The 24338-nt window shown below is 46.0% G+C and carries 26 protein-coding genes; 8 read left to right on the plus strand and 18 right to left on the minus strand.

The genetic code is table 11. The annotated features are described in order from the left end of the window. Positions 1–89: 89 nt before the first annotated feature. The 3 genes from rpsJ (at position 90) to QUA90_RS02355 (ending at position 2597) form a co-directional block, all read left to right on the plus strand. Positions 90–407: a 30S ribosomal protein S10 gene (gene rpsJ / locus QUA90_RS02345; RefSeq protein WP_006632193.1), complete on the plus strand. Its 318-nt coding sequence runs from the start codon at positions 90–92 to the stop codon at positions 405–407. A gap of 408 nt (positions 408–815) precedes the next feature. Then, the gene (locus tag QUA90_RS02350) at positions 816–1457 is read left to right on the plus strand and encodes an LON peptidase substrate-binding domain-containing protein (protein ID WP_015174045.1); all 642 of its coding nucleotides are present in this window, start codon (positions 816–818) and stop codon (positions 1455–1457) included. A gap of 201 nt (positions 1458–1658) precedes the next feature. Beyond that, complete coding sequence (locus QUA90_RS02355) at positions 1659–2597, plus strand: PspA/IM30 family protein (RefSeq protein ID WP_333443696.1); 939 nt, start codon at positions 1659–1661, stop codon at positions 2595–2597. A 36-nt stretch (positions 2598–2633) separates the two neighbouring features. Here the strand turns inward: QUA90_RS02355 and QUA90_RS02360 are convergent, their stop codons facing one another. Together QUA90_RS02360 and pheA are read right to left on the minus strand one after the other, a co-directional pair. After that, on the minus strand, positions 2634–3275 hold the full coding sequence (locus QUA90_RS02360) for a pentapeptide repeat-containing protein (RefSeq protein ID WP_333388842.1): 642 nt from the start codon (positions 3273–3275) through the stop codon (positions 2634–2636). A 50-nt stretch (positions 3276–3325) separates the two neighbouring features. Further along, positions 3326–4273 (minus strand): prephenate dehydratase, encoded by a 948-nt coding sequence (gene pheA / locus QUA90_RS02365; protein WP_333327802.1) that lies wholly within the window; start codon positions 4271–4273, stop codon positions 3326–3328. Positions 4274–4481: 208 nt separating this feature from the next. Here pheA and QUA90_RS02370 point away from each other — a divergent pair, with 208 nt between their 5' ends. Continuing rightward, a complete protein-coding gene (locus QUA90_RS02370) occupies positions 4482–5060 on the plus strand; it encodes a DUF1997 domain-containing protein (protein WP_333327806.1) in 579 nt (192 codons plus the stop codon). Positions 5061–5205: 145 nt separating this feature from the next. Here the strand turns inward: QUA90_RS02370 and QUA90_RS02375 are convergent, their stop codons facing one another. The 6 genes from QUA90_RS02375 to pgl form a co-directional block, all read right to left on the minus strand. Beyond that, on the minus strand, positions 5206–5658 hold the full coding sequence (locus QUA90_RS02375) for an FHA domain-containing protein (RefSeq protein WP_333081247.1): 453 nt from the start codon (positions 5656–5658) through the stop codon (positions 5206–5208). Continuing rightward, positions 5655–6104 (minus strand): hypothetical protein, encoded by a 450-nt coding sequence (locus QUA90_RS02380; protein WP_333327809.1) that lies wholly within the window; start codon positions 6102–6104, stop codon positions 5655–5657. Before QUA90_RS02380 ends, QUA90_RS02375 begins: the two co-directional genes overlap by 4 nt. Before the next feature lie 280 nt (positions 6105–6384). Further along, positions 6385–7122, minus strand: coding sequence for a PRC-barrel domain-containing protein (locus QUA90_RS02385; protein WP_333327811.1), 738 nt, complete (start codon positions 7120–7122; stop codon positions 6385–6387). 55 nt (positions 7123–7177) lie between these two features. Continuing rightward, positions 7178–7654, minus strand: a complete 477-nt coding sequence (locus tag QUA90_RS02390) for an FHA domain-containing protein (RefSeq protein WP_445251691.1) — start codon at positions 7652–7654, stop codon at positions 7178–7180. A gap of 97 nt (positions 7655–7751) precedes the next feature. After that, on the minus strand, positions 7752–8543 hold the full coding sequence (locus QUA90_RS02395) for an FHA domain-containing protein (protein ID WP_333081242.1): 792 nt from the start codon (positions 8541–8543) through the stop codon (positions 7752–7754). 204 nt (positions 8544–8747) lie between these two features. Continuing rightward, the gene (pgl, locus tag QUA90_RS02400) at positions 8748–9467 is read right to left on the minus strand and encodes a 6-phosphogluconolactonase (protein WP_333443697.1); all 720 of its coding nucleotides are present in this window, start codon (positions 9465–9467) and stop codon (positions 8748–8750) included. A gap of 459 nt (positions 9468–9926) precedes the next feature. Here pgl and QUA90_RS02405 point away from each other — a divergent pair, with 459 nt between their 5' ends. Continuing rightward, a complete protein-coding gene (locus QUA90_RS02405; RefSeq protein ID WP_333443699.1) occupies positions 9927–11294 on the plus strand; it encodes a hypothetical protein in 1368 nt (455 codons plus the stop codon). A gap of 72 nt (positions 11295–11366) precedes the next feature. Here the strand turns inward: QUA90_RS02405 and QUA90_RS02410 are convergent, their stop codons facing one another. The 5 genes from QUA90_RS02410 to QUA90_RS02430 form a co-directional block, all read right to left on the minus strand. Then, on the minus strand, positions 11367–12533 hold the full coding sequence (locus QUA90_RS02410) for an LptF/LptG family permease (protein ID WP_333215896.1): 1167 nt from the start codon (positions 12531–12533) through the stop codon (positions 11367–11369). Between the two features lie 80 nt (positions 12534–12613). After that, complete coding sequence (gene lptB / locus QUA90_RS02415; protein WP_333034782.1) at positions 12614–13342, minus strand: LPS export ABC transporter ATP-binding protein; 729 nt, start codon at positions 13340–13342, stop codon at positions 12614–12616. A 173-nt stretch (positions 13343–13515) separates the two neighbouring features. Further along, entirely contained in the window at positions 13516–13986 is a 471-nt protein-coding gene (locus QUA90_RS02420) for an LptA/OstA family protein (RefSeq protein WP_333443701.1), read from the minus strand. A 291-nt stretch (positions 13987–14277) separates the two neighbouring features. Next, a complete protein-coding gene (locus tag QUA90_RS02425; protein WP_333443703.1) occupies positions 14278–14685 on the minus strand; it encodes a DUF309 domain-containing protein in 408 nt (135 codons plus the stop codon). A gap of 146 nt (positions 14686–14831) precedes the next feature. Continuing rightward, positions 14832–15194 carry a ferredoxin-thioredoxin reductase catalytic domain-containing protein gene (locus tag QUA90_RS02430; protein WP_194012549.1) on the minus strand — a complete coding sequence of 121 codons (363 nt, stop codon included), beginning with the start codon at positions 15192–15194 and terminating at the stop codon, positions 14832–14834. Positions 15195–15505: 311 nt separating this feature from the next. On the opposite strand from QUA90_RS02430, the gene cas6 reads away from it, so the two are divergent. Continuing rightward, the gene (gene cas6 / locus QUA90_RS02435; protein WP_333443705.1) at positions 15506–16636 is read left to right on the plus strand and encodes a CRISPR-associated endoribonuclease Cas6; all 1131 of its coding nucleotides are present in this window, start codon (positions 15506–15508) and stop codon (positions 16634–16636) included. A gap of 70 nt (positions 16637–16706) precedes the next feature. Here the strand turns inward: cas6 and QUA90_RS02440 are convergent, their stop codons facing one another. Then, positions 16707–18143 (minus strand): DUF2079 domain-containing protein, encoded by a 1437-nt coding sequence (locus QUA90_RS02440; RefSeq protein ID WP_333443707.1) that lies wholly within the window; start codon positions 18141–18143, stop codon positions 16707–16709. Positions 18144–18152: 9 nt separating this feature from the next. Continuing rightward, positions 18153–19736, minus strand: a complete 1584-nt coding sequence (locus QUA90_RS02445; protein ID WP_333443751.1) for a DUF2079 domain-containing protein — start codon at positions 19734–19736, stop codon at positions 18153–18155. A 127-nt stretch (positions 19737–19863) separates the two neighbouring features. On the opposite strand from QUA90_RS02445, the gene dxr reads away from it, so the two are divergent. Continuing rightward, positions 19864–21054, plus strand: a complete 1191-nt coding sequence (gene dxr / locus QUA90_RS02450; RefSeq protein ID WP_333388850.1) for a 1-deoxy-D-xylulose-5-phosphate reductoisomerase — start codon at positions 19864–19866, stop codon at positions 21052–21054. Positions 21055–21283: 229 nt separating this feature from the next. Here the strand turns inward: dxr and QUA90_RS02455 are convergent, their stop codons facing one another. Further along, complete coding sequence (locus QUA90_RS02455) at positions 21284–21796, minus strand: phosphoribosyltransferase family protein (RefSeq protein ID WP_333443709.1); 513 nt, start codon at positions 21794–21796, stop codon at positions 21284–21286. Between the two features lie 54 nt (positions 21797–21850). Between QUA90_RS02455 and QUA90_RS02460 the strand changes: the two genes are divergently transcribed. Beyond that, a complete protein-coding gene (locus tag QUA90_RS02460) occupies positions 21851–22600 on the plus strand; it encodes a pentapeptide repeat-containing protein (protein WP_333443711.1) in 750 nt (249 codons plus the stop codon). Between the two features lie 148 nt (positions 22601–22748). On the opposite strand, the gene QUA90_RS02465 is transcribed toward QUA90_RS02460, so the two are convergent. Continuing rightward, complete coding sequence (locus tag QUA90_RS02465) at positions 22749–22949, minus strand: hypothetical protein (RefSeq protein ID WP_333056545.1); 201 nt, start codon at positions 22947–22949, stop codon at positions 22749–22751. Positions 22950–23665: 716 nt separating this feature from the next. Then, complete coding sequence (locus tag QUA90_RS02470) at positions 23666–23863, minus strand: hypothetical protein (protein WP_333231420.1); 198 nt, start codon at positions 23861–23863, stop codon at positions 23666–23668. Positions 23864–24338: the final 475 nt, after the last annotated feature.

The following is a 24338-nucleotide window of genomic DNA, read 5'->3' on the forward strand; positions in this document are numbered from 1 at the left end:
TTCAATAACAAATAACAAATAACAAATGACTGATGACTAATGACTAATGACTAAAAATAAACTGAACCTCGAAAATTCAAGAAACAAAAATGGCAACAATTCAACAGCAAAAAATTCGCATTCGCCTCAAAGCTTTCGATCGCCGAATTCTAGACGCATCCTGCGAAAAGATTGTAGATACAGCAAATCGGACAGCAGCCACAGCGATCGGCCCGATTCCCCTACCGACAAAGCGGCGGATTTACTGCTTGCTGCGATCGCCCCACGTAGACAAAGATTCTCGCGAACACTTTGAAACCCGCACGCACCGCCGCATTATCGACATTCACCAGCCATCGGCCAAAACAATTGACGCTTTGATGAAACTGGATTTGCCAGCCGGCGTAGATATCGAAGTCAAGCTGTAGATTGACTTATCGAAAACTCGGAAAGAAGGAACAAAGATTAAATAAATTGTTCCTTCTTTTTGTTGAAATTTTCCTAGTCATTAGTTATTAGGTATTAGTTATTAGTTAATAATCACCAATAATTTCTGCTCCGACACGAATTTAAATAATTATTGTTAATTAAGGGGCGCTCACTACAAAAACGCTCCTTTAGCAGTCGCTATCATCGCCTTCGGACTCACTTAGTTTAGCAAAAAGGTATATTTAACATTTTGACGAAATAACGCCTTGGTCAAGCTGTCAGCACCAGAGATAGCGAGCCGTCGCTCCCGTTGCCACCGAAAAAGCCCGATCGCTCCTGCCCCCGAATTGCCTTTAATCAGTTAAAGTAAGAAAAATAAGCGCAAGTACCGTCACTTTTGAGCGACAATGGCATCCTCTTCCTCTGTAGCAGTTCGCGAACTCCCCTTATTTCCGTTGCCGGAAGTGGTTCTATTTCCAGGTAGGCCACTCCCGCTGCAAATCTTCGAGTTTCGCTATCGAATCATGATGAATACGATTCTGGAGGGCGATCGGCGTTTCGGTGTACTCATGTGGGACCCCAACCAAAACAAAGTCTCTGCCGTTGGCTGTTGCGCCGAAGTGATTCACTGTCAGCGCCTCCCCGACGATCGCATGAAAATTATGACTCTCGGCCAGCAGCGGTTCCGAGTCCTCGACGCCGTTCGGGAAAAACCGTATTTAGTCGGTCTAGTAGAATGGATCGAAGACGCACCGCCACAACAAGACCTCAGACCTTTGGGAAAAGATGTCGAACAACTGCTGAGAGATGTAGTTCGCCTCTCCAGTAAATTGATGGATCAGCCGATCGACCTGCCCGAAGACATTCCCAGTTTGCCTACAGAATTGTCCTACTGGGTAGCCAGCTACCTTTACGGCGCCGCGACAGAACAGCAAACTCTTTTAGAATTGCAAGATACTGCTGCGAGATTGGAACGCGAAACCGAAATTTTGACTTCTACTCGCAATCACTTGGCAGCGAGGACTGTACTGAAAGATACGCTCAAATAGTCAATGGGGCAGGCAAAAAGTACGATCTGTTTGACCTCCATTGCAGAAAGAATTACACACAAATCATTCGATTTTTGATTTTCGATTGACTGATGAACTAAGGGTTTGGATCGCGCGCTTACAGTTCCATTATTTTTGCGAACTGGTATCTGTTCAATTCTTAACTTCAAACAGGTTCGGATAGGTTCCTTATAGCAGTAAATGCTTGTGTTAGAAAATCACGACCAACCGAAACCATACGATGCAGTTAGAGGCGGTCAACTGCCCCCTCCTGTGGGCGGTGTAGTGCTTGGCGGACTAGCAGGAGTTAAACATCGGCTGTCTAGTTCTGTCAACGAACATCGAATTGCCGCCCTGAGAGAGACACTGAATTACGGCGATGCTGGCTTAAAAATAGTCATCAAGATTTGTCAAAGCGAAACAGGGCCAGTGCAGCGGGCGGCCTCCGATTTGCTTCGACAAAGGCTTAATTTGATCGCCCGCGAAAAGTTACAAGCCTTTGTAGCTTCAAGTTCAGATTCAGAAGCTGAGTTAGACAGCACGGAAAAAATATTAAAGCACTCATCCGGTGCAGTCTCAGAAAAAAATTACGATCGGCAAATGTCCGAAGCACAGTTAATATTTGAGACAGTTACGCAGCAGATGCAACCAAATTTGTTGCTATTAGAAGCACTGGTAGCCTCTGTAGAACGCGAAGAATTTACCAGCGAACTGATGAATCTTTGGGAACTATTAATCTTAGAAATTCAGGAACCTCTCAAAGAACTGCGTCAGGCTGTTGGCATTGCGATTTCCGCCCAACTGCGGATTCAGTGGCTGTACAATCAAGCTGAATCTCAAGCCAACCAGTGGCAGCAGCGAGCTTTGCTAGCTCTTCAGACACAGGATGAGAATTCAGTTCGCCTCGCCGTGGTTCGCAAGCAGGTTCAATTTGATCAGGCGGCAGAACTAAAAATTGACTTAGACTACCAAACTTTGCGAGTAGAAAACCTCAACCGCAACTTGCTGGCTTTGGAAAGTAAGATTGCTCAAGCTAATTCTAAGAAAGAGATCCTCAAAATGCAGCTTCATTTTGCTAAGGTACAGCAGCAAATAGACTTCACTTTCAGCCAAGTCAATAGTATATTTTTTAGTCCTTAGTTGTCGGATTCTCCGGTTATATATTATTGCGTGATTTCAAACTTGTCTGACGCAAAAATGTATAGCCCCACTTAAAATTGCCTTATCTAGCTGAGCTCCCTCAAGATTAGCACCGCACAAAAATGCCCCGCTCAAATTAGCACCCCTCAAGTCAGCTCCTCTCAAATCGGCGCCCTCAAGGTTACTTTCACACAAAAAAGCGTTTCTCAAGTTGGCTTTTTTTAGACTTGCTCCCCGCAGTTTAGCCTCGCTTAGATTGGCTTCTTCGAGGTTTGTATTGTCCAAGCAAGCATCTATGAGGTTTGCTTCCATTAGGTTGGCGGCGTACAAGAAAGCTCCGCTCAAATCAACACCGATCATTTTGGTGTCGCTCAAGTTGGCGTTTTTCAGTTTTGCTTCAATCAGGTCAGCTCCTGTTAATCTGGCGAAACTTAGATCGGCTCGGCTCAGGTTTGCCCCATTGAGTTTGGTCATCACCAGGCAAGCATTCTTGAGATTGCTACCTATTAAGTTTGCCCCCATTAGGTTGGCCAAAGCAAAATTTATTTCTTTGAGATTCGCGCAGGCTAGATTAATATGAATTAGGAAAGCTTCTCGCAAAGAAGCCTCTTTCAAGTTTGTTTCATGAAAATTTCTTTCTCCGGCGGCGTATCGCTTGAGAAGTTCATCAGCATTCATCTCACCAGCCTCCTAAGGTTGACTTAAAAAGTATACTACATAAAAGAAAATTATACTACTGACAGTAAATTGTAGCAACCAAAGATTTTTAAAGTTTCTGTGTGATTTTTTAATTCTTCGAGTGCCGCTCGAACAAATGCTTGGCAGGCGTTAGCCTCAACGTCCATAAAGAAAATATATTCTCCGAGTGATCTTTTAGTCGGTCTAGATTCAATCCGACTTAAATTAATACCGCGACTGGCAAATACTTCCAAAGGTTTTACCAGTGCTCCCGGCATATTGGCCGGTACGCTAAAAGCTAGTGAGGTATGGGTGCAATTAGACGGTGAAGTATCGAGGATCAACTTAGCAGCAGATGTTGTGCTGGATTTAAGGGATGAGTGTTCCCCTGGTTCTACGTTGGCGATTTCTCCACCACTCCTGCTGAGTACCCAAAAGCGAGTGTAATTATCGGGATAATCATTAATGGGGTGAGCTAACACTGGCAAATTGTAAAGTTCAGCCGCTCTTGGCGAAGATATCGCTGCTACATTTCTATCTTCCAGATATTGCAATGCTTCCGTGGTAGAGTTCGCCGGAATTAATTGAGCTGAGGGAATAAACTGCCCCAACCATACCTGACACTGAGCTAGCGCTTGCGGGTGAGAGTAAACTTTTTGAATCTCGTTAAAATTTTTGGCATTAGACACTAAGGCGTGGGAAATTGGCAAAACTAAGGCGTGTTGAATGCGGAGTTGATCGAGTCGCCAGAGTGTATCTAAGGTGACAGTCACGCTGCCTTCGATCGAATTTTCGACGGGCACAACTGAATAGTCAACCTGCCCTACGGCAGATGCCTCTAGCGCTTGGGAAATGGTGGAATAAGGACACAGGGTGCATTCCAAGTTAGTTTCCAGGCTCAACCAATTGAGATAAGCTAGAGCCGCTGTTTCTGCATTTGTACCAACAGGGCCGAGATGTGCGATCCTCTTCGAGGGCTGCGCTAACGAAATTTTCATGTAGAGGCAATTTTAGGTTACAAATGTTTGCTTTACTCTCATCAGCTAGGAAGTATGATGAAAAATTAGCGATGTCCAGAAAGCTTTAATCAGTGATTTCTCGGATGACATTGCTGGGCGCGCGACTTAGTGCGCTACGTATGTCACCTTAAAAAAGGTGATACTTTATTAAGATATGCTTAGGAATCCTATATTTTGATATTTTCTCATGTATACCCGCTTTAATTCTTCCCAATCCGTTGAGATCGCCGTACCAGAGGAACGGGTTCCCATTCAACATTATCTGCGCCAGCCGAGGCGACTGGTGAACGCCCTCGTTGATCAAAGTCGCACACAACAGCTAAGCGATGACTGTTTCCGCCTAAAAATGCGACCGTTACAATTTATGATGCTGAGCATTCAACCCACAGTAGACATGAGGGTGTGGGCCCAGTCGGATGGCACAATCAATTTGCAGTCCGTCGCCTGCGAAATTCTCGGCGTGGGTTATATCAACGATCGCTTTGCTCTCAATCTCAAAGGAAAGCTTTGTGTACACCAAAGCAGCGGGGTAGCATACTTGAAAGGAAAAGCGGATTTGGAAGTGCAAGTAGAATTACCGCCGCCGTTTTGGCTGACGCCCAAACCCATTTTAGAAGCAACGGGGAATGCTTTGCTCAAGAGCGTACTGCTGAGCGTCAAACAGCGGTTGATGCACCAGTTGCTCTTAGATTACCGCCGCTGGGCAAACAGCGAAAGTGAGCTAATATCGATCGATCTCCCCCCAATCTTATCTTTAGAAGGCTGACATCCTACTAGATAACCTGTTAATTAATGTATAGGGATATTTAGGCACAAATCAGGCCACTTACCCCAATATTAGTTAGACGCTCGAATTGGGCATCGGTCACTTTGTGGGAACTAGCCAGCAGGGATAGATAGATAGCGGCCGGTCAGTCAAGATCGATTTGAGTCAGCCCCCCAAGTTCATCGTCTTCGAGGATTCCCACGCCCCCAGGCCAAGCTGTTGACCTGTTTTTTGAAACTTCGTCCTTTTGGCGGAGTTCGCGCTGCGGTGGCTTAATGATTTTGCCCGGTTGATTCGTGGCGGCCACCCGAATCCTGATTTTTGGCCCGGAATTGCCCAAGCGAATTGTCATACCGTCCACAACGGACACCTGAGCGATCGGTCTATCATCTACATAAGTGCCGTTAGCACCAAAATTAATAATTTCCCAGCCATTAGCGTGATTCCACAGCTCTACGTGGTGGCGGGAAACTACAGCGCTGTAAATAATTACATCATTGTCGTTCGATCGACCGATCCGAACCACCGGTTCTGATTCAAAACACCAACTTTGAACTGGGACAGACTGGATAGGATGTAAAAGAGTTAAGGTAATCACTGATGTTTTGACACTCCACCGCCAGACTGAAACGGGGATACTTCCAGAGAGATTTTTTGGGAGAAAACTGCAAAAAATTTGCTTTTTAAAGGCGTCGTCAGTGCGCCCCTATTCCCTCTATCGGCAGTAAAAGTCGAACTTTTGGCTGCTTGAGGCATTTGAAGCAACTTTTGAGGGTGAGCTTTTGGCGCAGGCGCCAATTTTTGCTGTCCTCGGTAACAACCAAACACGATGTGATTAGTCGGGTGAACTTCCCAGTGATGGACGGCGGTTTTAACCGCGTGATTAATGTGGTCTGTGAGGGAGCGATTCTGCCGATGGGTGAGCCGCTCAATTCGATCGGCTAAATAATCCTTTTCCCGCTGATGAACCAGAGACTTTAACTCAGACCCGCGCTGGTTGCACCGCTGATTCGACTTCTCGATCAGGCGACAGTCACTGCTCAAGGACTCGCTGTTTATAAAGAAAAAAGTTAACCAATTATTAATCCTGGGGTCTCTAGATAAAATACTTGTTGATTGTATCAAACAGCATAGGTCATTTTGAGTTGCTAACATTTTCCTTATTGATGCGATACCTTTAAAATACAATGCTTTGAGCAGCACTGGAATTTTAAGCGACAACGCATCAATTTCTCATAGCGAAAATACCGATCGACCTTCCTCGCGCGCGCCGCCCGAAAATGCGATCGGCAATTAGTCCCCCAGCGAGCGGGAAGACCAAACTTCAGCTCAAATCTGAGTCAGGCGGCTCCGGTTTCGGCTCTGGCTGGACAGATTCTTGCCTTTGCCGTTTCAACTCTGCAACTTTTTCTTGAGCTACATCCCTGACTTCGAGAGCTTTATCTTGGAATTTTTCCGCCAGACTTTGAGCGCCCCGCTTCACACCGGCCACATTTTTGAGAGTTCTGTCGAAATCTTCGTGTAAAAACTCTGCTACCAGACCGACTTTTTTGTGCAGTCCCTCCGCGTACTGCACTGGCTCTGATACAGCAGCTTCAGAGACGATCGCCCGCTTGCTGCCAATGGTCGAAATAGCTGCCACAGGTAACAAGTAAATGTCGTCTAAAACACCGCGCCAGCCGCTTGATTTAAATAGGTAGTGGGTGACTGAACCCGTGCGGATATCAAAAAGGTAGTCAACCACTGCACCTGCCTGATTCCCAGCGTCCGTGAGCACCTCAAGCCCGATCGGACAAACAGCTTGTTCCGGCTGATGCAATTCCGGCAGTTCCGGGTTAATGGTGACAAAAACATTTTCCCCCACCGTATCAACTTGTGCCCAAGCGAACCAAGTTTTTTTGCTACCCAAAAGGCCCGACTTGCAAGTAAAGCCGATCGCCCGCTGGGAGTGAGCATCGAGCCAAACCCGATCTACCCTGCCGACCTCTTCCGCCGTTCTGCGGTCGATGGTGCGGCGGCCCTGCAGTTCGCTGCGCCTAACAATTTGTGGTGATGTACTCATAAATAAACTCCTGAGTGCCGCCTTTGAAAAATGTCGATCGTCCAAAGAAGCCGATTTAATATTCTTCTTCCGAATAATGGCGATTATTATCTGCCTGGGTTAACTCCTCCTCTTCCCTGGAATTCCCAACTTCTTTGTGGTCGGGAACAGGAATCGTGCTAATGTGCACGCCGCCCGAGGGAGCGTGAATTTCCTTAGCCTCCCTAGGCTTGACGCTAATTTGTCCTAACTGGACTGAGGACTGATTCGGGCCTACGTTGATTTGAATTTTCGGCCCAGAGCGAGCCAAGTGAACGATCAGACCGTCCACAATGGGAACCTTAGCGATCGGCTTACCATCGAGGTAAGTGCCGTTGGTACCTAAATTGATCAGTTCCCAAGTTATGCCGCTGCGCCGCAATTCGATGTGGCGACGAGAAACCACAGCGCTAAAAAGAACGACGTGGTTTTCGGTCGAACGCCCGATCCGGACGACCTGCTCGTCTTCAAAGATCCAACTGCGGACGGGTATAGACTGGAGTGGATGTAGCAAGGTCAGCTTAATCACATTGGCTGCATTGAGTTTTGGTAGAGCGCCTCAAGATGCGATTTTAGATTTTAGACTTTCGATCGCCCAATCCAAACTCGCTCTAAGAGATTTGAAATAAAAACGTAACCAGGTCTCCTTTGCCCAGAGAGATGCGGTCTCCCGGTCGCAACCGGTGGCGGTTTCCCTTGGGTAGCGGAGTATTGTTGACGTAAGTGCCGTTGGAACTGCCTACATCTTCTAGGTAGCAAGCATCTCCCTCCACCCGGAGATTTGCGTGTACCCGAGAAACTATCTCAGAATTAGCAAATCCCGAAACATCAATATCCGGGGGCACTAAATCATTTGGCTTGCCTATGTGAACCACAGCCAGACTGTGAGGCAATTCCATCGGGGTATTTGTCTGAACGTGTAGCAGGCGCGCCGACTGCTGTTGCAGTTGAGTTTTAGCTACACCTGCTGGCTGTAGGCCCGGAACCGGAGGAGAGATAGTTACTGGTGTTGCCACCGATTCAGTTGTAACAGGAACCGAGGGCAAAGGCGGGGGATCTGGAATCGTCGGAATGCTGGCAGGAGTTTTTTCCAAGTTAAGCCCCTTATTCAGGGTAACTAGAGGTTCCATTGCCATCAGGGGATCGGGTGGCACTAAATCCGGCGCCGGTGAGGATACCACTGTCGGGCCTACAGGCGAGGGAGACGGTACTGTCACCTCAACTTCTGGAACTATGGAACCCGGACGCAAATTAAAGCCACACTGACCGCAAAATGCTGCATCTGTCTGAACTGCTGCACCGCAGTTCGAGCAACTTGCGGTAACAGGTAAAGGCGTGTAGCAAGCCTCACACTGGCTGGCCCCGTCGGGGTTCTGGTGATTGCAATTGGGACAGACAATCATCGATTTCTCCTTGCTATCGGCCAGATTTTCAAATCAGCCTCATAAAAATACTCGTGTATATGGTCAAATTTTAACTTTAACCGCCACAATTCTTATATTGCTTCTAATACTAGCAACTGAGCTGACGCCGTGACGTTAGCTGTGATGGGCAAGATTGAGTTAGTGATAATGCTGACTGTGTTGGCACGCTAGCGGCTCTGTCGGCTATTTTACTGCTTCGCCAGCCGCCGCATCGAGCAGCCACCAAAGTTCGCCCTCTGGTTGAACGAGTCTGGCTGGATAGGTCATTTCGTCGGCTGCGGGGGCAAAAATTTGAGCTAGGGCGGGTTGTTTGCTGGCTCCTGCGACCATGAAGATGACGCACCGGGCCCGGTTGATTAAGGGGACTGTAAAGGTAATGCGGGGTTGACCGTCTTTGTTGCCGACAGTTACTAGGGCGTCGCGGACTTGCAAAGCTGCTGTGCCGGGAAATAGAGAGGCTGTGTGGGCGTCGTCTCCTATGCCCAATAAAATGATGTCGAAGGCAGGAAACTCGCCGTCGGATACTTTGAAGAACTGCTGTAATTCGGTTTGGTGCGCCGCAGCGTCGGCTGCGGGGTCGCCGGCGCCTGTGGGCATGGGGTGGATGTTGCTGGCGGGGATATTCACTCGATCGAGCCATGCGAGGCGCGCCATTTTTTGATTGCTGTCTGGGTGTTCTGGGGGAACGTAGCGTTCGTCGCCCCAGAACACGTGAATTTTGTCCCAAGGCAGGTCTTGGGCTGCTATCGCTCTGTAGAGGGGTTCCGGTGTACTTCCGCCCGCTGCGGCGATCGTACAAAGTCCGCGTTCTGCTATGGCTTCTGAGATTTTCGACAGCACAATCTCGAGCGATCGATCTATCAGTTGTTCCCGATTTGCTAATACTTCTACGATTTTTTTCATTAATTTCCTCTCAACTTTTCTTGGGTGTTGTTCTCAGCAATTGCCAATTTTACCTTGACATTTTGGTTTGAGGTCGAGCTGCTAACAGACCCGGCTGGCCGGACACAGCATCCCATAAAATTTTATCATCTTATGCCCCTTGATTTAAGGAAAGCAAGACATATTTCTACCAGTGCTTTATTGATTTTCATCGGTTGCATTGAGCTTTCGCAACTTTCAATCAAAATTTCGATCGTACTCGGAGCATCTGGGCAGAAAGTAAAAAGCTTTTTTTGGGAGTGCGATCCGTCCCGCACAGCAAAATCTATAAATATAGCCAGCCCGACGATCGCACACCGACAGTAAAAGCCAAACCGAGATGCTCCCGCACTTACCCCCGCATAGCAAAAATAATCAAGATTGATGTGGTAGACTAGGAAAAATAGTTTTAAATCCGCACGCTCGGAAGGAAGCAAAACTATGTCAATTTTTAAGCGATTTCCTACATCTGTCCGCTATCTAATAGCGCGGTTGCGCCACTGGACGCAACCCGCCGTTTGGGCTCCCTTAGCCGTGCTGTGTGCGGGGGGGTTATTTATCTGGGAGGTCTCTGTAAATCCAGAAAGGTTGAGTATAGATGGCGAAGAAGAACCAGCCTCAAACACTCCAGCTTCGCTATCGGGACTATCTGCTGAAGATACCGCCATTGCGGCTGAAATCGACAGCTCACCAGTGCTAGTCAATCAGTTTAATGGCTCTACTGCTTCTGAACTGAACTTGTTAAATTCATCAGTAGTAAAAAGCAAAGGTTTATTCGAGGAACTTCGAGATCGGGACTTAGAAACTCCTCAGCCATCTTTAGCCCCCAAGCGGGTAGGAAGCAGCGGATTTTTATCCTTGTCAAATTTAGCAAATTCTGCTGTCGAGGCCGGAAACAATAACCTCCAAAATTCCACCTTGCCAAGTTCAAACGCAACATCAGCGTTGAGTTTATCTAGCAGCGGGAGACTAACTTCCGGGATAAAAACGATCAAGCCTGAGTCTGGGGGTACAGCGACAGCAACTTTATCGCAGGCGTCGAGTGATGCTAATTCAGATAAACAAAACGAAAATTCTCTGCCTTTGAGTCCGTTGCAAGCAGCTATGAAAAAATACGTCGTTGCTAACACTTCGCCAACGGCGGCTTCGGCTGAAAAAACAGCAGACTCGGCTAAATTGCTCGATCGACCGGCTTCCGATCCGGCGGCAGGAAATGCGACCAATTTGCTCCCAACGACCGCTACAGCTCAAAGTGGAGCCACTCCAGTGAATGTTCCCACAGCACTTCTCCCACTTGTGGCTCCGACAAATAATGTGAGCAAGGAATCTCAAGAATTCTTAAAACCGACAGCTACAGTCCCTGAATCATTAGCGGGGTTAACTTCCCGAGTACCGAGCCTTCCCGAAATTAATGCAGGGGCTGCAACGGTGGCTTTGCCGAAAAATCCCTACCAAACTAATTTATCTGGCTCAGGCTTCGCACCTGAAGTTCAACCTGTGGCACTTCCAGTAGCCATACCTTCGCCAACACCTCTACTTCCCAATGTCGGTGCATCTCCCTTTCCAAGTGGGATTGGGGGAAGCAAGATAATTAGCCCTCCATTCTCTCCCAATGCAGCGAATTCTCAATTTCAAACACCTCCACCGAGTCAGCTTAATTTGCCACAGCCGCCTAACTTTGGAGTTGTTCCCCAAAACACAAATCAGGGCGTGCAGCCCATTCAACCTCAAACTTTTTCTACACCCCGCTCCCTGGCTCCGGGACGCTACATTGGCGGTGGCGAAATCAATACTTTTTCTAATCCTTAAATGATGGAAGTGGGGCTACGAAAACGATATTATCAATTCCCAATGCCCAATTCCCAATGTTAGTGGTAAAACTTACCTAGCGGCGGCCCGCACCAACAACAATCCCCCGATTCCCAAGCCAAACACGATAGGCAACCAAGCCGAAAGAATCGGAGTCAAAACAGCTTTCACGCCCATAGAACTGGTGATGAAAGAAAATACGTAGTAAGTGAAAATCACAACTACGCTAATACCAAAACTCGTTCCTCGCCCGGAGCGGCGCGGTTGAGTTCCCAAAGCTGCTCCCACTAAACCGAATACCATGCACACGAAAGGAAAAGCATATTTTTCTTGAATTCGCACCTTTAATTTGCGAATTTGCGGTTCGTCGCCACTGTTTTTAAGGATATCCAAACGCTCTAAGGCTTGGGCAATGTTCATTTCCTTGAAATCCCGCGCTCTAGCCGCTAAATCTAAGGGCGTGCGGGGGAGTTGCAATTGCTGGTGTTGAAACCTAACTATATTGCGGTAAGAGCCGTCAGGAGCAACTATATAAGCGGTTCCGTTGAAAAAATCCCAGGTATTTTCTGAGGGATTCCAAGTAGCTGATTCTGAAGAAACGATTTGATTGAGGCCTGGGGTGGAGCGATCGATAATTGTTAAACCTTTCATTTGCTGGCCGTCAAATTGTTCTGCATAAAAAAAGCGGGCCAGGATTTCGTCGCCGCCTTTTTCTGGTTTGCGAAATTCTGTGTAGATAATATTTCTATCTTGAAATGTCGGTTTTTCTCGCTTGAGGGCTCTGTCTAAAGTCAGAGTTGCTCTGTAGCTGGCGGCGGGTACAACTAGCTCTTGCAAACCAAAAGTTAAGCCTGCAACAATTAAACTCATTATCACAGCAGGCAGTATTAATCGGTAAACGCTAACTCCGCAACTGCGAAGGGCGATAAGTTCGCTGTCGCTGGACATTCGGCTGTAGGCCATTAAGGTTGCTAGCAGCATTGACATGGGGAAAGCCAATACTACGAAGTAGGGAATTTGCAGGAGAAAAATTTCTATGGCTGCGCTGTAGGGGAGGCCGGATTCTGCTACTCTGCGGACTAATTCAAATAAAGCTCCAACTGTGACGGCGACGGATGTAAAGAGTCCGACGCCAAAGAGAAATGGCCCGATTAGTTCTTTGGTAATGTACCAGTCCATTACTGAAATTCTCGGCAGCCAGTTGATGGGATTCAAAGAATTGGATATTGCTATTTTCATAGTTTGGGCTTTTTGCAGTTTGCTCCTCAATCTAACATCTCAAATCTAAAATTATGGCCATGGGGAATGCCTTCAAAAGACTATCGCACGAAGTTGTCGCCTAAGTAATACTGACGCACTAAAGGATTGCTGTAGAGTTCTTCTTCAGCCCCGGAGGCTAAAATTTGGCCGTCTCGCATGATGTAGGCTCGATCGGTAATTTCGAGGGTTTCTCGGACGTTGTGATCGGTGATGAGGATGCCGATTTTACGATCGCGCAATTTAGCAATAATGGTTTGAATTTCGTCTACGGCGATCGGATCGACGCCTGCAAACGGTTCGTCTAAAAATAGGAACATCGGCCCGTCTCGCCCTGCGGCTAATGCTCTGGCCAGTTCAGTACGCCGCCTTTCTCCCCCCGATATTTGAATTCCCAAACTCGATGCTATTTTTTCTAAGCGAAATTCTTGCAATAGGAAATCGACTCGCTCGCGCCATTCCCAGCGCGGCACTTGAGTTTGTTCTAGGACTAACAAAATGTTGTCGCGCACGCTCATGTTGCGAAAAATGCTTGCTTCTTGAGCGAGATAGCCAATTCCCAAATGTGCTCGCTGGTGCATCGCCAATTTAGTGATGTCTAAATCATTTAGCCAAACGGTGCCTTGATTTGGTTTTTCTAATCCGGTTGCTATGTAAAATGTTGTGGTTTTGCCGGCACCGTTGGGGCCGAGCAGTCCTACTATTTCTCCTTGGGCTACCGAAAGGTTGACGCGACTGACTACATTGCGTTTTCCGTAGGATTTGTGAATATTTTCGAGTACAATTTTCATTTTCGCTCCCGGCAACCTCTACAAGCTAAATTTCAGACTGCGGCTTTGTGCGATCGAGTCTCTAATTTAAGTTTTACCTTTTCAAGTTTGTGAGTTTTATAAAGACGAAATTTCGCATCTATCCCAAGTAGTATGTTTTGGCTGAGGCGAAATTTCGCTGCTGCAAGCCACTGTTACCGGGGGGCTGAAGTTGGACGTGGGGAGCCAACTGTATTTTGGGCGGCCGCATCTTGTTCCGGGGCAACCAGATAAACAGATTCTACCTGTCCTGGGTTGTCTGGGAGGGCAATAAACCGCCCTTCGTCGATGAGGTATGTGATGGTTTCGCCGCGTAGGCTGTTGCCCTGCTGCAATACGTAAACATCTCCGCTGAGAATGATCCGGCGCTCGCGGCTGAAATATTGAGCTTGAGCTGCGGTGGCTTGTATTTGGCGGGCTGGATAGTTGATTTGGACGTTGCCGCGGGCTGTCACGATGCCGGTTTTGGAGTCGGCTTCTTGAATGTCTGATCGCACGCTGAGAGTGCGGGGCGGCCCGGCTTGCGGGTAGGTGGGAGAGGCTATCGCGCCTGCCAGAGTCAGGGGCAACAGCAGCGATAATCCTTTGAATATGCCGGAATTGAGCAGTTTAGCGGAGGGCATCATAAGCTTGGAGCCTCAATATTTGTGAAATTACTGAAGGGCATTATATCCAGTTAGATATTTTATCTTAACGGCCAGAAAGATTCCCGTGAGGTCGATCGATTGACCCGATAGTCTCAACCAATTATCCTAGCAAGACAACAGCGAATTTAATTGGCTATTTTGCTGAGTGGCTGCAACTGTCTTACCCAGAAACCGGCAAGATACTCGTTCCACAGTCAATTAATCTGCTTGGGCAGCCAGCCCTCCTCTGTGTAGAGGCTAAGTATACTGCACCCTAATACAAATATTTATTTAACTTTTTGGTACTTTGATAATTAGCGGCAATTGCAAGCCGGCAACTTCTGTACCTGCGAACAACGGTTGAAATTTAGCTACTTCTTCCGGGCCAGCTTGTTGCAAAGCGCTCAAAAGTTTAGCACTTTGTCCGAGCAAGTCTTCAACAGCAATTCCAGCATAACTAGGCTGATAAAAACTGAGCCGATTTATTCCTTCTCCCAGCAATATGACTGCACCGCGCCCGTTTTGATTTCCTAAGTGATAAAGCGCGACCGCAATTTGCAAGATTCCCTGATAAAACCTTTTTTCCGGCTCGCAGGCTTCCATCCACAAAGCCTCTAAAGTATCGTGACAAGCGTAAAATTCTTGGCTGTTAAACTGTTCAACACCTTGCCAAAACTCGATCTGGATTTCCTCTGTCATTCGATTGGGATTGGGGATTTTCGATGGCGGATATATGTTTGAGTAGGCGGCGATCGATTGTTTTTTAATAGCTAAGTCTTAAAAACAGGAAAACTTCCGAATGATTTTCAAAACTACTGCCATTTCACGACCGCCTACTTAACCAATTACATAGTCTCTCTGACAGCTTGAATCTGATCCATTCCTATTTCCTGATTAGTTCCAGCAAAATCGTTGTCTGGCGTCAGAAATAACATACAGTGACACTCTTTCCGCTCGCGCATGGGAATGCAGGGACAGTTCCAGTAGGCGGCTTTTACTTCGGCTTCTTTATCTTCGTAATGGCGACAAGGGCATAAGGGAGCGCCTAGTTCATCCTTGTGTTTTGCTAGTCCTTCTATCACGACAGCAGTGACGGAAGGTTCGGAACAAAAGTAAGTTCCCGTGCGCTTGGCGTAGGTTTCGGAGAAATTCTTCATTGCCTCCAAAGTTTTTTCGTTGGATAGTTTAGATTTTTCTGTTGTGTTCATAGTTTAGGATCGGAGTTGAGGATGCTACGAGCTTTTGACAATTGTAGCGCAGAATGTGATTTTAAACACTGGTATATTTCTGTTTAGTTACAAGGAAGAAAACCTTGACAAAGATTGAGTTTTAGGTTGTTGGTTTTTTAGTGGTTTTTGTCTATCCCGGAGGGTGCGGGAAACTGGCGGCAGAGCGAGTTTTTGAAGCTACCAAAAGATTTGGGCGATCGATCGCCCTCAACAATCATCCCCCAAAGGGGATAAAAATCGGCTAAGATAGCACGGCGCTCTTTCTGTGACGGTTATAGGCACGGCATCTGATGGCAACTTCCCCGAACCGCACCGGCACCCGCGATCGAAAATCTCCTCCGTCTGGGCTGATTTGGCCGGCTGACACCGAGTTAGTCGGATTAGTGTTTGAATTGACTCCCCGCGCTGCTAGCTATCTGTACGCGCAGTATGCTATAGGTTTGCACGCTTGGTTTTTAGCTCAAGTGCAGCAAACTGACCCGGATTTATCGCAACTTTTGCACGATGAACAGTCAGAAAAAGCCTTTACTATTTCGGGATTGGAAGGTGATTTGCTCCCTGGTGGCAAAGAATTTCAGCTTTTGGGCGATCGAATTTATCGCTGGTACGTAACAGGACTTTCAAAGCCAGTAGTGCAGTGGCTGAGTCAGTGGCTGCCAAATTTGCCCGAAGAGATAGATTTACGAAATGCTCCGCTGCTAATTCGCTCTTGGGATATTGCTTTTGCTCCCACAACTTACCAGCAATTACTAACAGCAGAAATCCCATTATCCCACAACATAAAACTTAGTTTTGTGACTCCTACAAGCTTTCGCAGCAAAGGCCATCATTTCCCTTTGCCAGTTCCCGAAAATGTTTTTCACAGCTATTTGCGCCGCTGGAATAACTTTTCGGGGGTAAATTTTGACCAAACAGAATTTTTGAATTGGATTGATGAAAATGCAATTATTAGCCGCCACAAATTGGAGTCGCAAAAGGTAGTGGCGGGCAAAAAAGGCATGGTAACGGGGTTCACTGGGGCTGTGGAATTTGGTCTAGGGCGATCGGCTCACAATCGCCCTGATTTTGTACAATTATTTTATGCTTTGGGGCGGTTAGCGCCTTATTGCGGCACGGGCCACAAAACAACTTTTGGATTGGGACAAACGCGAGCACAATGGTTGACAGAAGCCCTACCTGAAGTGTCAATACAAAGCCTCTTGGGGGCGCGAATAGAGGAATTGACAAAGAAGTTTATGGCACAGAGAAAGCGTAAAGGTGGAAGTCGCGCTGCTGAGATTGCGGAAACTTGGGCGACGATTTTGGGACGCCGGGAATTGGGGGAATCTTTGTTTGATATTGCTGCTGATTTAGAAATGCCTTATGAAACTGTGAAAACTTACGTGAAGTTGGCAAGAAGGGCTTTGAAAGTGGAGGATTAGCGCGAATTTGTTGACTGTTGACTGTTGACTGTTGACTGTTGAATGATGACTGATGACTGATGACTGCTGACTAAGGACTCTTAGTAAATAGATATATGTTGTCTCGCTGATATTTGAGTTGAAATTGAGGGTTGTTTTTTAGTTTAGTTATGAGGTTTTCCACAAAAGCTCGATCGCTCATCCAGCCAGGATAGCGCAAATTCAGCAATACATAATCAAATTCTGCGAGATTTGCAGGCGGCGCGTTAGCCTGAGTTAATCTTACTACAGGGCGGTGCGCTAAGTGCGGAGCAATCTGAGCAGTTGTTAAAACACTGCCTTTGGTTTCAACAAGAGAAATTGCTTCTCTGGTAGCTGGCAAAGTGTCGATCCCATTTAAATAAATAGTCCAAAAATACCCGTATTTCGCTAAAGCTAAGAAAGCAATCAACGACCAAATTACAATGACTCTAGGCAATGGATAATTAGGAAGTGGCAATCTATCAAATACTGTTTTTCCCTTTTGCTGATTGCTAGCTGCTAAACTGGAAATTACGGCAACCAATAAAAACGGCAATATCGGCACAGAATATTGATGAATTAAATCCCGCTGAGCGGGGATATCGGAAAGAATATTCATCGCCAACATTGGCACAGCACTAATTAAAGATGACAGATGACGCGGGGCCAGCCACCAAATTACAGGTAATAGCAATAAGCCTAAATATCCAAAAGTATCTAAAGAAAACAAACGCGCTAAAACTATATTGGGTTTCACTATTAAATTAATAGCAATTTCCAAAACAGAGTTTCCCAAATATTGATATCGCCCGATACCCGCGTGTTCTCTTCCCTGATTAAAATACGGTATAACTGCCTGAGTAACTACCAGAAACCAACCCGCGCCTAGAAAGAGAGCTATGAGTCCACAATTGCGTTTTTTGTCAAAACACAACAGCCACAAACCCATCGCAGCAACAGTTAAAGATAGCACGGCTTTGCAGCTCAAAACTAATACAATAGTAGCACAAAACCACAAGGTTTTATTCAGTCTCGCGGCTAAGATTGCTGCTAGCAGTGCTGGTAAAGCAATGACTTCTGGGTGGAAGTCGAAGAGATTGACATTAAATACTGCGGGATAAAGCAGATATACGGCTGAAATTGCAATTGCTTTTCGTTCGTTTAATCCCGCTTGACGTGCCAAACTCCAACTCGGCCAAGCGCCTAAAGCTAGGGAAACAGCTTGCACTAAAAAAAGCCAGTGAACATCTGGATATATTTTGTAAAGTAAAGCTAGTGGATAGAAAATAAAAGCAGCGTGATCCCCCCAAATATTTATTGCCATTAAAGAGGAAAATGGCGTTTGATTTTGGGATATTAAATAAATTGCTTGGTCAAAAATTGCTAAGTCGAATGCAGTTGACTGAAACAAAGCGTGCCGCGCGCTGCTGGCGGCAAATAAGACTATCGTTGTCACGACAATCATTAAAAATACTGGATGAGATTTTAGGGATTTGAAAGTTAGCATTTTATTGGTTTAATCAGCCCTTCGTTTAAATAGCAGGACTTCGTTTTTTTGATAAGTTAATTTAAAATTGGGAGAAGTTTTAAGTTTATTTGCTAAAGTAGCACCAAGTTTTTCAGTATCAGGCCAGGGATGGCGCAGATTTAATAATATGTATTGAAATTCAGCTAAATTTGTTTGGGGCGAAATTTGTGACAGCAATTTTACTATGGGGCGGTGGGTAAAGTGAGGGGCAAGTCTATTATCTGTTAAAATACTGCTTTGCGGTTGAACTTGTGCGACTGCTTCGCGTGTAGCTTGCCAGGTATCTAGTCTATTTATGTACAGATAAAAATCTTTATATTCGCCCACACATAGGAAGATTAGTAATGACCAAATTATCATGATTCTCGGCAATTGAATTCCCTGCCAAAGTGGAGAAATTCGGAAGTTTTTAAATTGTGGCAGATTGACCCATGTTAAAAAATGTTGCTTATTTACTTTATCCTCTTCCTTGTTGCCTTTTATTTCTTCCCTGTTCCTTGTTTCTTCCTTCGCGATAACTGCTAAAAATAAGAATGGAATTACAGGCACTGAATACTGATAGGCTAAGCTGCGTTGAAATGACAAGTCAGAGAGGATATTGATCAGCAGGGTAGGGAGGGCAGGAATTAGCGCTGTTAAATATTGTAGGCGTAGTTTGCCAGAGAATGGCAATAGCAGCCAAATCACAGGTAAGGTGAGGAGAAATAAATATTTTAATGTATCGAGTGAAAAAAATTTTCCTAATACTAACTGGGGTTTTAATATGAGATTGATGATAATTTCTAGTACGGATTTGCCTAAATAGCTGTAGCGCCCGACTCCAGCGACTTCGCTGCCGCTAAAGAAGGGGATGATTTTCTGGGAAGCTATCAAAAACCAAGCTGCACCAAGCAAAAGTGCGATCGCCCCGTACCGTTGCTTTTTTTCGCAAAAAAACAGCCAGAAACCCATAGCAACAACGGTTAGGGACAAAACCGCTTTGCAACTGAGAACTAACACAATAGCGGTACAAAACCACACAATTTTATTTAAACGTGCCGCCAAAATTGCTGCTAAAAGTGCGGGTAAAGCGATTACTTCCGGGTGAAAATCAAATAAATTGATGTTAAATACCACCGGATAGAGCAAATAAATCAATGCGATCGCACGGGATTGTTCTTGATTCAAGCCTGCCAAACGCGCTAAACTCCACATAGGCCAAGCGCCTAGGGATAATGCAACTGCTTGTACCAACAGCAGCCAATGCACATCCGGGTAGATTTTGTACAGCCAAGCTAGCGGATAATAGATTACCGCTGCGTGATCGCCCAAAATATGAATCCCCATTAAAGAAGAAAAAGGCGTTTGGTTTTGGCTGATCAAGTAAATTGCTTGGTCAAAAATTCCCAAATCGAAAGCAGTTGATTGGAATAAAGCGTGCCGTAAACTGCTACACAAAAAGAAAATTGCCGCAGCAGTGGCGATCGCCCAAACCAAACTCGACGGTAGCTGAGATCGACCTTCCTCTCTATTTTCGGCGATCGAGACACTGATGTCCTCACGGTCATCAGCAAAATTTTCCCTATTTTGCATGAAATCTGGCACTAGGTGGTCACTCAAAATATGATTCCATCGAATGTGCTTTCCACGCAATAGTTAACCACTAATTTTCATCCCCGCAATCGTAATATTAGAATAATCCACAAAACATTAAAAAATTGTGAAAGCAATAACTCTTCTCGGCTCCACAGGCTCCATCGGCACTCAAACTCTGGATATTGTAGCTCAATACCCCGATCAATTTCGGATTGTCGGGTTAACCGCCGGACGAAATGTAACGTTGCTGGCCCAGCAAATTCGCCAGTTTCGACCGGAAATTGTCGCGATTTGCGACGAAGATCAATTACAGGAATTGAAAGAGGCGATCGCAGATCTCGACCCTCAACCTATTTTACTTGCTGGCGAGTCAGGCGTTGTCGAAGTTGCCCAATACGGTGACGCTCAAGCCGTCGTCACGGGAATAGTTGGCTGCGCCGGTTTGTTGCCAACAATTGCGGCTATCAAAGCAGGCAAAGATATTGCCTTAGCCAATAAAGAAACATTAATCGCAGGGGGCCCCGTTGTCAACCCCTTAATCGAAAAATACGGCGTTAAAATATTACCGGCTGACTCGGAACATTCGGCAATTTTTCAGTGCCTCCAAGGTGTTATGGTTGGCGGGTTACGGCGAATCATTCTCACTGCTTCGGGGGGTTCTTTTCGAGATTTACCGATCGAGAAATTAGCAGGAGTAACAGTAGCCGATGCTTTGAAACATCCGAATTGGTCGATGGGGCAGAAAATCACAATTGATTCTGCTACTTTGATGAATAAAGGATTAGAAGTAATTGAGGCTCATTACTTGTTCGGAATGGATTATGACGACATTGATATTGTCATCCATCCTCAGAGCATAATTCACTCGTTAATTGAGCTGCAAGATACCTCGGTTTTGGCGCAATTGGGATGGCCGGATATGCGATTGCCGCTGCTTTATGCTTTGTCTTGGCCGGAGCGAATTCATACAGATTGGGAACGGCTGGATTTGGTAAAAGCTGGGGATTTAACTTTCCGAGAACCCGACCACGAAAAGTATCCTTGTATGCAGTTGGCTTATGCGGCGGGACGTGCGGGCGGTTCGATGCCTGCGGTGCTGAATGCGGCAAACGAACAGGCGGTAGCGCTATTTTTGCAGGAGAAGATTCAGTTTTTGGATATTCCGAAGTTGATTGAGAAGGCCTGCGACAAACATCAAGCCGATAACTGTGAAAGTCCTGGTTTAGACGATATTTTGGCCGCGGATAGGTGGGCGCGGCAGGAAGTTTTGGCAGATAGTATGGAATTGGGCGATCGTATTCTTTCGGTTCGCTAATTCTATCAGCAGACTTGCACTTACCCACAAGCCCTAGGAGTGAATTAATTCCCCGTCTCATAGCTAAAGTCGGTTGAAACCGACTGCCCAACCTTGATAAATATCCAGTCCTCTTTCAGAGGACTTTAGCTATGAGACACGGGTTTCAACCCCGGACGGACTATACCCAAAAGTGCAAAATATCGGCAAAACCCTATAAAAAATTGACCAGATGTTAGCCTTTTATACACTAACTCGCAACTTTCTCAGCCAAATCAGCCGCACTCATCTTTTCGTACATTTCAAAAGGTTGGTGAATCCAAGGATTGTCAGCCAAATAATCTACATAATAATCCGGCTTTGCAACAGAACAAGCCTTGTACCAGAGTACAGCAGTCCGAATTTCCTGAATATCCTCGCCGTAGCGACTCTTGAGCCAAGCGATACCTTGCTCTAAACTAATTCCCGAATCGACCAAATCGTCAACCAGGAGAATGCGGCTGCCCAAATTATCGCCCACCATTGTCAAATCGCGGGCAAACTCGATCGCGCCCCGGACATTTCCCTCGGCCCCACCATAAGACGAGGCCGCTAAAATGGCCAAAGGTTTGTCGAAAATCCGCGACAGAGTATCCCCAACCCGCAGCCCTCCCCTCGCCAGACAGACAATTCGATCGAATTTCCACTGAGATTCCTCAATTTTTACAGCCAAATCCTCAATTTTTCGATGGTATTGAGACCAAGAAACGTAAAGGTCGCTCATGCCTAATATTATTGAAATATCAAAGGTATTATTAAATATTTTGGGGGAAATGACATGGATGCAGAGGAACTTCTCAGACGGTATGCAGCCGGAGAACGGGTTTTTCACAAAGTAGACCTGAGCGGTGCCCATATCTCAAGGACAAATTTGCGCGATATTGACCTGAGTCACGCTAATTTAAAAGGTGCAAATTCGATCGGTCTCACCCTCTACAGAGCTAATCTGTATCAAGCAGATATCAGTCAAGCCAACCTCTCCCAAGCCAACCTCATGTCCGCTAATTTTGGCGAATGCGAGGCGGTGGGAGCGAACTTGAGCGGAGCCATCTTGCGGAGTGTCGTCTTCAGCGGGGCCGATTTAACGGGGGCTAGTCTCAGGGGTGCAGATATGAGAGATGCAAACCTTCAGGGGGCAATTTTGATTCAAGTTTATGCAGTTAACGCTAACTTGCAAGGTGCAAACTTGACAGAAGTAAAGCTTTGCGGAATCAACCTGAGCAAAGCAAATTTAACGGATGCGAACTTAACACAAGCTGACCTCAGCCGTGCTAACCTAACTCAAGCAAATCTGAGTTGGGCAAATTTGACGGAAGCAAACCTGGAAAAAGCGGATTTGAAGGGAGCCGATTTGAGCGGAGCTAACTTGAGCTGTGCAAATCTCCATCGAGCCGATTTGAGCGGAGTTTCCCTTAAGGGAGCAAATCTCCGGGGAGCAAACTTGCATCAAGCTTCTTTGCGCGGGACAAATTTGAATGAAGCGAATCTGAGAGAGGCCATGATGCCTGACGGCACAATCTCTGACTAAATAAGCTGAGAAAATAGAAGTTAAAACCGCAGGGTGCCTATGGCGCACCCTACATTTAGGCTAATGCCTGATTTTTTTAAGGGGATTTAATTCTGCCTTTAAGTGACAGTGCATTTAAAGAGTAGTGGCAAAAAATTTAGAACCGACTTTAATCTACAACTTTCAGCCAGCCACGGCGAACGGCGTGGAGCAAGCGGTTGATGGCTGTTTGATCTTCTTCGGTAAGACAGTCATTTAACAGGGCTGTCTTGAGCTGTTGTCGGTGAGTGGGAGTCAGCAGACCGGAGTGATATACCTGAAAGACTAGCTCTGCAATAGTAAATTGAGGTAAAAGCGTTTGGGTTGTCATCATGTGTTTTTTTTTGAACTCACTTTTGACAGTATTGACTGATTTTTCCAAAATTGATGTGATTCAACTACGGGAGTAAATGTGATCGATTGGCTATTGATGAGTGATTTGTGTCAGCCGAACTTGGGGATCTGATATTTCCTCGATCGCCCTGCTACTTGAAACATAAACCCCGTCCCGATTCCTTGCTTCTGGCAACCCCCACGTCTCTACTTTTGGTTAAGAAACGGTGACAAATAAATTAATATTTATCTATTAAGAGATTACTAATGACTGCTAGCGAAATCGCTCTGCTTAATTCAAGGTAAAACTTTTAGCCTGTTTATAAACCCGCTTTTACCTACATTTACCTAGTTTCTTGCTGTGGTCTGTTTTCCGTGGATATACTTAATAACCCGCCCAAAGACAGATACAAGTTTCCGATAGGAGCGGGCATCCGCCCCAAATTTTAACCTTTAGTTCAAGCTCCCAGATTCATATGTGAAGTCAATCTAAAATCTAAAATCTAAAATCTAAAATCTAAAATCTAAAATCGACTGACTGCTTAAAATCAAAAATCCCGGCTTCTTCAAGAAACCGGGTCGAGCTTTTCGATCGCAGTACAAATTTTTTTTGAGAAGGCTAATGGAGCGACCTACTCACTTCAATCTTATTGTTGGGAAAGCTTGACAGGAGAGAAAGTAGAAATACTCATCTCAACTTCTTGTGTGAGGGGACTAATCGGAAATCCTGACCCATCCGCGGCGGATGGCGTGCAGCAGGCGGTTGACTGCATCTCTGGCGTCTTCGCTGAGAGCGCTTTGGCAGAGTTCCCGCAATCCGTGGCTTTCAGTGCGAGTCAGATTGCCTGAATTGGTGACTTGATAGAACAGTTCAGCGATCGCGCGATCAGATTTTAAAGTCAGAGCTTGCATGAAATCTCGTTGAACTCGACTATTATAATATCGAGGATTTGAGAAAAAAGTAGGGTGATTGCAGTCGGGTAAGCTGTGTGATCGTTCTTGGCTCGATTTGTGACCGAAGTCTGCCAGTATACGTGATTTAAATCACAGCAAACCCAAGACCTCGATCGCATAAGCTATGATTGGGGTGGTAGCCTCAAGGTTTGACAAAACCTCGAAAAGCTCTGAACGCAAGACCTTTAGCGCCTCGCGTCGCCCAGCAGGAGTAAGTCAGCTCAACATCGCAGGCTCTGGACGTGGATAGCTGTGAAACTTTGGCTTTTAGACACTTGCAGCTTGCAGCTCAGGGCATAAAGTTGCGATCGGCGAGCCACGGCCTGAGATACAATAATTATAAATACTTCTGTCCCATCTATAGACAGGGAGGTAAAAAAATGATAATGATTAGCTACTTTTCGATTGCCTTAATCGTTTTTCTTGTTTGGTT

This window comes from Microcoleus sp. D3_18_C4 (assembly GCF_036702355.1).
In the GTDB taxonomy this organism is placed as follows: Bacteria; Cyanobacteriota; Cyanobacteriia; order Cyanobacteriales; family Microcoleaceae; genus Microcoleus.

Excerpts from the sequence above, each read along its gene's own strand:
- rpsJ (WP_006632193.1), top strand. The coding sequence starts at position 90 with ATGGCAACAATTCAACAGCAAAAAATTCGCATTCGCCTCAAAGCTTTC.
- QUA90_RS02350 (WP_015174045.1), top strand. The coding sequence starts at position 816 with ATGGCATCCTCTTCCTCTGTAGCAGTTCGCGAACTCCCCTTATTTCCG.
- QUA90_RS02355 (WP_333443696.1), top strand. The coding sequence starts at position 1,659 with ATGCTTGTGTTAGAAAATCACGACCAACCGAAACCATACGATGCAGTT.
- QUA90_RS02360 (WP_333388842.1), bottom strand. The coding sequence starts at position 3,275 with ATGAATGCTGATGAACTTCTCAAGCGATACGCCGCCGGAGAAAGAAAT.
- pheA (WP_333327802.1), bottom strand. The coding sequence starts at position 4,273 with ATGAAAATTTCGTTAGCGCAGCCCTCGAAGAGGATCGCACATCTCGGC.
- QUA90_RS02370 (WP_333327806.1), top strand. The coding sequence starts at position 4,482 with ATGTATACCCGCTTTAATTCTTCCCAATCCGTTGAGATCGCCGTACCA.
- QUA90_RS02385 (WP_333327811.1), bottom strand. The coding sequence starts at position 7,122 with ATGAGTACATCACCACAAATTGTTAGGCGCAGCGAACTGCAGGGCCGC.
- QUA90_RS02395 (WP_333081242.1), bottom strand. The coding sequence starts at position 8,543 with ATGATTGTCTGTCCCAATTGCAATCACCAGAACCCCGACGGGGCCAGC.
- pgl (WP_333443697.1), bottom strand. The coding sequence starts at position 9,467 with ATGAAAAAAATCGTAGAAGTATTAGCAAATCGGGAACAACTGATAGAT.
- QUA90_RS02405 (WP_333443699.1), top strand. The coding sequence starts at position 9,927 with ATGTCAATTTTTAAGCGATTTCCTACATCTGTCCGCTATCTAATAGCG.
- QUA90_RS02410 (WP_333215896.1), bottom strand. The coding sequence starts at position 12,533 with ATGAAAATAGCAATATCCAATTCTTTGAATCCCATCAACTGGCTGCCG.
- lptB (WP_333034782.1), bottom strand. The coding sequence starts at position 13,342 with ATGAAAATTGTACTCGAAAATATTCACAAATCCTACGGAAAACGCAAT.
- QUA90_RS02420 (WP_333443701.1), bottom strand. The coding sequence starts at position 13,986 with ATGATGCCCTCCGCTAAACTGCTCAATTCCGGCATATTCAAAGGATTA.
- QUA90_RS02425 (WP_333443703.1), bottom strand. The coding sequence starts at position 14,685 with ATGACAGAGGAAATCCAGATCGAGTTTTGGCAAGGTGTTGAACAGTTT.
- QUA90_RS02430 (WP_194012549.1), bottom strand. The coding sequence starts at position 15,194 with ATGAACACAACAGAAAAATCTAAACTATCCAACGAAAAAACTTTGGAG.
- cas6 (WP_333443705.1), top strand. The coding sequence starts at position 15,506 with ATGGCAACTTCCCCGAACCGCACCGGCACCCGCGATCGAAAATCTCCT.
- QUA90_RS02440 (WP_333443707.1), bottom strand. The coding sequence starts at position 18,143 with ATGCTAACTTTCAAATCCCTAAAATCTCATCCAGTATTTTTAATGATT.
- QUA90_RS02445 (WP_333443751.1), bottom strand. The coding sequence starts at position 19,736 with ATGCAAAATAGGGAAAATTTTGCTGATGACCGTGAGGACATCAGTGTC.
- QUA90_RS02455 (WP_333443709.1), bottom strand. The coding sequence starts at position 21,796 with ATGAGCGACCTTTACGTTTCTTGGTCTCAATACCATCGAAAAATTGAG.
- QUA90_RS02460 (WP_333443711.1), top strand. The coding sequence starts at position 21,851 with ATGGATGCAGAGGAACTTCTCAGACGGTATGCAGCCGGAGAACGGGTT.
- QUA90_RS02465 (WP_333056545.1), bottom strand. The coding sequence starts at position 22,949 with ATGACAACCCAAACGCTTTTACCTCAATTTACTATTGCAGAGCTAGTC.
- QUA90_RS02470 (WP_333231420.1), bottom strand. The coding sequence starts at position 23,863 with ATGCAAGCTCTGACTTTAAAATCTGATCGCGCGATCGCTGAACTGTTC.